General features: G+C 71.8%; 8 protein-coding genes. 1 reads left to right on the top strand and 7 read right to left on the bottom strand.

The annotated features are described in order from the left end of the window. The 4 genes from PV721_RS41325 to PV721_RS41310 all read right to left on the bottom strand — a co-directional run. A partial coding sequence (locus PV721_RS41325) for a lipid-transfer protein (RefSeq protein WP_319733733.1) occupies window positions 1-974 on the bottom strand: 974 nt, incomplete at its 3' end. After that, a complete protein-coding gene (locus PV721_RS41320) occupies window positions 971-1,426 on the bottom strand; it encodes a Zn-ribbon domain-containing OB-fold protein (protein ID WP_319733731.1) in 456 nt (151 codons plus the stop codon). The genes PV721_RS41320 and PV721_RS41325, both read right to left, overlap by 4 nt. A gap of 32 nt (window positions 1,427-1,458) precedes the next feature. Continuing rightward, entirely contained in the window at window positions 1,459-1,827 is a 369-nt protein-coding gene (locus PV721_RS41315; protein ID WP_319733729.1) for a DUF962 domain-containing protein, read from the bottom strand. A gap of 13 nt (window positions 1,828-1,840) precedes the next feature. Beyond that, a complete protein-coding gene (locus PV721_RS41310; RefSeq protein ID WP_319733727.1) occupies window positions 1,841-2,566 on the bottom strand; it encodes a M15 family metallopeptidase in 726 nt (241 codons plus the stop codon). Window positions 2,567-2,595: 29 nt separating this feature from the next. Here PV721_RS41310 and PV721_RS41305 point away from each other — a divergent pair, with 29 nt between their 5' ends. Beyond that, the gene (locus tag PV721_RS41305; protein WP_319733725.1) at window positions 2,596-3,105 is read left to right on the top strand and encodes an NUDIX domain-containing protein; all 510 of its coding nucleotides are present in this window, start codon (window positions 2,596-2,598) and stop codon (window positions 3,103-3,105) included. A gap of 120 nt (window positions 3,106-3,225) precedes the next feature. Here PV721_RS41305 and PV721_RS41300 read toward each other — a convergent pair whose 3' ends face one another. From PV721_RS41300 to PV721_RS41290, 3 genes are read right to left on the bottom strand one after another with little or no spacing between them, the layout of a single operon-like run. Continuing rightward, on the bottom strand, window positions 3,226-3,690 hold the full coding sequence (locus PV721_RS41300; RefSeq protein ID WP_319733723.1) for an SRPBCC domain-containing protein: 465 nt from the start codon (window positions 3,688-3,690) through the stop codon (window positions 3,226-3,228). Continuing rightward, entirely contained in the window at window positions 3,687-4,031 is a 345-nt protein-coding gene (locus PV721_RS41295; protein ID WP_319733721.1) for a metalloregulator ArsR/SmtB family transcription factor, read from the bottom strand. Before PV721_RS41295 ends, PV721_RS41300 begins: the two co-directional genes overlap by 4 nt. Beyond that, window positions 4,028-4,513 (bottom strand): SRPBCC domain-containing protein, encoded by a 486-nt coding sequence (locus PV721_RS41290; protein ID WP_319733719.1) that lies wholly within the window; start codon window positions 4,511-4,513, stop codon window positions 4,028-4,030. Before PV721_RS41290 ends, PV721_RS41295 begins: the two co-directional genes overlap by 4 nt. Window positions 4,514-4,783 lie beyond the last annotated feature (270 nt).

Here is a 4,783-nt window from a genome sequence, read left to right as displayed (position 1 = left end):
CCCTCCCGGACCAGCTTCGCCCCCTCGCCCTCCCCGCACAGCCCGATGTCCTCGTACCACTCCAGTTCGAGGGCGGTGGACAGGTCGTACACCTCGGCGAGCGAGAGCTCGTCCGGACCCAGCCCCGCCTCCTCGTACGCGGCGCGCGCGATCGACGACCGGAAGGATCCCGCCGCCGGATCCACGGCCACCACCGAGTCGGTCGCGATGTCCGGCAGGTCCAGCACCGTCCGCGGATACGTGGGCGTCACCGTGGACACCGCCCGGATCCGCACCGGATCGGCCACCCCGCGCGAACGCGCGAAGTCCATGCTGCTCAGCACCAGCGCCGCGCCCCCGTCGGAGGTGGCGCAGATGTCGAGCAGCCGGAGCGGATCGGCGACGACCGCGGAGGCCGCGACCTCCTCGGCGCTCACGCTCTTGCGGTACCGGGCGTGCGGGTTGAGCACCCCGGCCGCCGCGTTCTTCACCTTGACCTGGGCGAAGTCCTCCGGGGTGTCCCCGTAGACGGCCATCCGGCGCCGGGCGTACAGCGCGAAGTACGCCGGGTTGGTGGCCCCCAGCACGCGGAACCGCAGCCAGTCCGGATCGTCCGGCCGGTCGCCGCCCGCCGGGGCGAAGAACCCCTTGGGCGCCGCGTCCGCACCCACCACGAGGACCACGTCGGCCAGGCCCGCCAGGATCTGCGCGCGGGCCGCGCCGATCGCCTGCGCCCCCGAGGCGCAGGCCGCGTACACGCTGGTCACCCGTGCGCCCTGCCAGCCGAGGGCCTGCGCGAAGGTGGCGCCGGCCACGTAGCCCGGGTAGCCCGAGCGCACGGTGTCGGCGCCGACGATCGACTGCACGTCCGTCCAGTCCAGCCCGGCGTCCGCGAGGGCGGCCCGCGCGGCGGTCCGGCCGTACGCGACGAAGCTGCGGCCCCATTTGCCCCAGGGGTGCATTCCCGCCCCGAGGACGGCGATGTCGGTGCTCATGCGGTCCCTCCCACCGGCTGGAACCGCCAGGTGGTCCAGACGGTTTCGGCGTCCTCGTTCAGCACGCCGCCCACCACCTCGACCTCCGTCCCGACCGCCAGATCGGCGACCCCCACCCCGGGCGCCGCCTGCCCCAGCACGACCATCCCCTCGGCCTCCAGCTCCACCGCGACCAGCGTGTACGGCTCCCAGGGCACGCCGGGGTCGGACACGTAGGGCGCGGGCGGCCGGTAGCGCCCGTCGGTGCAGGACCAGACCCGGCCCCGCGGGGACAGCGGCACCTCGGTGAGCTCGCCGTCCCCCGTGCAGTGCGGATTGCGGCAGTACGCGTCCTCGCGCGGGAAGAACACCGCGGTGCAGGCCGAGCAGCGGGTGCCGAGCAGCCGGAAGCCGCCGTCCGGACCGTCCTCGGTGAACCAGCCGTTCACGACCGGTGTGCGTGTGCGTGCCAAGACCCCTCCCTAGCCAGACTTCTGACGGATCGTCAGAAGTCTGTCACGGGTGGGCACCCCTGGCACGGGTTCTCGGCGAGCCACTTCCGGGCGATCTCGCCCAGCTCCGCGTCCCGTCCGGCCAGCATCATCCGGATCATCTGCGCGTCCCCGCGCAGCGACCATCCCGGATGGCCGAAGGTGGCCGGATTGTTCCTTTCGATCAGGAAGTGCGCCGGCCACGCGGTCCCGTACCCGATCAGGGGGAGCGCGGCGAGGTAGCGCTTGCGGCCCCGCGCCACCCCGTAGACGCTCAGCGCGAGCCCGGTGAGCGTGCCGGTGAGATGGATCCAGCGGGTGGCGGCCCGGGAGTGCATCGCGACGTAGTACGGCCAGAATTCCTCGTACGAGCTGAAAGTCATGCCGGCACGGTACTCACGGGCGGACGGAGGCGACAGCGACGGGGAAATCGAAATACGTGTCCGGGTACGCCTCCGGCTTGTACGTGAAGTGCCACCACTCCTCGGGAAGATTCACGAACCCCTGCTCGGCCAGCACCCCCTTCAGCAACTGCCGATGGGCGCGGGCGGCGCCCGTGACCCGCGGATCATCGGTGTGCGAGAGCGGATCGAAGAAGTCGAAGGCGGTCGCCATGTCCACCGGCCGGCCCGACAGCTCCTCCAGGGTCACATCGAGCGTGCTCCCGCGGCTGTGCCCGGACTTCTCCGCGATGTACCCCTCCGGAATCAGCCGGTTCCGCTCCACGTTCGGATAGAACTCGGTCTTCGCCGCCCGGTCGTGCGGGCCGTCCGCCTCCCGCGCCCACCGCACGAACCGGTCGACCGCCCGCTGAGGCCGGTAGCAGTCGTACACCCGCAGCGCGTACCCGCGCCGCAGCAGCCCGCGCTGCGCCCGGCGCAGCGCCTCGGCGGCGGGCCGGGCCAGCAGGCACACCGGCTCCTCGTACCCGTCCACCACCCCACCGGTGAAATTCCGCGCCCCGGCGTACCGCATGTCCTGCCGGACGCTCGGATCCACCTCGCGCAGCGCCACGAACCCGTGCGCTGACCCGTGCCCGAACCCCTGCCCGGACTGCCCTGACCCGGAGGCCGCCGCCGCCCCGCCGGCCAGCACCGCGAGCACACCCACAACAGCCTTCATCCGCATACCCCTTGGCATACCATCGCCGGATGCCGGCACAGCTGAAGGACTCGCACTGCTCCACCTGCGGAGCGCCCTACTCCACCCACGCGTGGCCCCGCTCCTGCACCGCCTGCGGGGCGAGCGTGTACCGCAACCCGCTCCCGGTGGCCGTCACCCTCCTCCCCGTCCAGGACGCCGACGGAACCGGCCTCGTGGTCATCACCCGCACCATCGAACCGGCCCTCGGCGGCGTCGCCCTCCCCGGCGGCTTCATCGACTTCGGCGAGGACTGGCGCGACGCGGTCGTCCGCGAGCTCCGCGAGGAGACCGGCATCACCGCCCCGGCCTCCGAGGTCACCCTGGCCGACGCCCTGAGCTCCCCGGCGGGCCACCTCCTGCTCTTCGGCCTCCTCCCACCCCGCCGCGCCGCCGACCTCCCCGTCTCGAAGCCGACCGACGAAACCGCGGGCTGGCACGTCCTGCACACCCCCTCACCCCTGGCCTTCCCCCTCCACACCCAGGCGGCCGACGCCTGGTTCGCGGGCAAGTACACCTGAGCCCGATGCCCGATGCCCGATGCCCGATGTCCGATGCCCTGAGCCTGACGCCTGAGCCCGACGCCTGAAGCCGGTCCGGCTTTCAGCCGTCGGGCTCGCCACGGCCCCGCAGTGGTGGCGTCAGTGCCAGTTGCTGATCTGCACGTCGCGCGGGTGCGGCGCGCCGGAGCCCGTCTCCAGCAAGGACTTCAGGCTCATCAGGAAGGTCGCCCACTTGGTGCTGCAGTGGTTCATGAACTCGACCGGTTCGCGCCAGCCCGCGTGCGCGAACATGAGGATCGTCCACTCGCCGTCCTGGGTCAGCTCGAAGCTGACCGTGGTCCCGACCCACTCGGCCGGACCGTCGACGACCTCCCACAGCACCCGTGCGTTCGGCCGCAGGTCGAGCACCTTCATGTCGAAGCCGCCGAGGTCGCCGAACCGGAACTCCAGGACGCCGTCGCCGGACCCGCTCGTGTCGATCGTCCACCACGCGGCCAGACCCTCGACCGTGGTGAGCGCTTCGTACACCTTCTCCGGGGTCGCGGTGATGCCTACCCGGTGCAGGATGTCCACCATCTCGCTCTCCTCACTTGTCGGTGTCACTTCTCTGCGTCCTTGGCCCGTTGGATCGCTTCGGCGAGGCTCTTGATGCGCCGCAGGCGGGCGTCCCACATCTCGCCGACCGAGTTCAGCTGCGCCACGGCCCGGGCCAGCTGGGCCTCGTCCACCTGGTAGCGCTTCTCCCGTCCCGCCGGCGCGGACCGGACCAGCCCGACCCGGTCGAGCACGGCCAGGTGTTTGGTCACTGCTTGCCTGGTCACCGGCAGGTGCGCGCTGAGGGTCGTCGCGGTTCCCTGGCCGTCGGCCAGCAGGAGATCGATCATGCGGCGTCGGGTCGGGTCGCCTATCGCGGACCACAGGTCGTCGTCGACGGCGGTGCTCATCGCGTGGCCGCCAGCCGGTCGGCGGTCGCGACCAGGCGCGGCAGGTAGAAGTCCCAGCCCTGCCGGTGGTCGTTGTAGTGGGCTTCGAGCACGGCTGCCTCCCAGCCCCGTTCGCGGTAGCCGCTCTCGCGGAAGCGGACCGTGGTTCCCGTCCCCGCGGGGGCGAGCTCGAAGGTCACCAGCAGCGAGTTGCCCGGAGCCGCCGCCTCCGTCTCCGTCTCGTCGTAGGTCCACCGGAACGAGAACATCCGTGGCGGGTCGGCCTCGACGACCGTGAACGGCGCGGACTGGCGCCGTCCGGTGTCCTGATCCGTCCACGTGAGACGGGCGGTCGCGCCCGCGGCCGGCTCGAACGCGGTGGTCTCGGCGCTCCACCACTCCCGGATGTGCTCGGGGCTGCTGAGCACCTCGAACACCACCTCGGGCGACGCGTCGATGTGCAGCTCGCGTTCGATGCTCCCGTACTCCATGGCCGTCTCCATCTTTCGCAACCTTCGGTTGCATATAAAGCTAGTCCGCCTCCGACAGATATGCAACCGATGGTTGCGTATCTGCCGGAGGCGGCTTCGACGCCCTGGTCCCGTGCGGCTACCGGTCCCGTGCGCCTGCAGGCCCCGTACGCCTACAGGCCCCGTACGGTGACCCCCTCCACCCGGCTCCCCGCCTCGTCCTCCACCACCACCGCGTCCTCCAGCCACCGCACGGTGTACCGCTCGACCGTGCGGTGGCTGGAGGACGCGGTGGTGGTGGAG

Origin of the sequence: Streptomyces sp. MB09-01 (assembly GCF_033794505.1) — a bacterium.
Classification (GTDB): domain Bacteria; phylum Actinomycetota; class Actinomycetes; order Streptomycetales; family Streptomycetaceae; genus Streptomyces.
The sequence above is the reverse complement of the archived record's forward strand: the minus strand, read 5'-3'. Positions and strand labels throughout refer to the sequence as shown.

Bases quoted from the DNA above. Each gene is read 5' to 3' on its own strand.
- PV721_RS41315 (WP_319733729.1), bottom strand. From the start codon at position 1,827: ATGACTTTCAGCTCGTACGAGGAATTCTGGCCGTACTACGTCGCGATG.
- PV721_RS41310 (WP_319733727.1), bottom strand. From the start codon at position 2,566: ATGAAGGCTGTTGTGGGTGTGCTCGCGGTGCTGGCCGGCGGGGCGGCG.
- PV721_RS41305 (WP_319733725.1), top strand. From the start codon at position 2,596: ATGCCGGCACAGCTGAAGGACTCGCACTGCTCCACCTGCGGAGCGCCC.
- PV721_RS41295 (WP_319733721.1), bottom strand. From the start codon at position 4,031: ATGAGCACCGCCGTCGACGACGACCTGTGGTCCGCGATAGGCGACCCG.
- PV721_RS41290 (WP_319733719.1), bottom strand. From the start codon at position 4,513: ATGGAGACGGCCATGGAGTACGGGAGCATCGAACGCGAGCTGCACATC.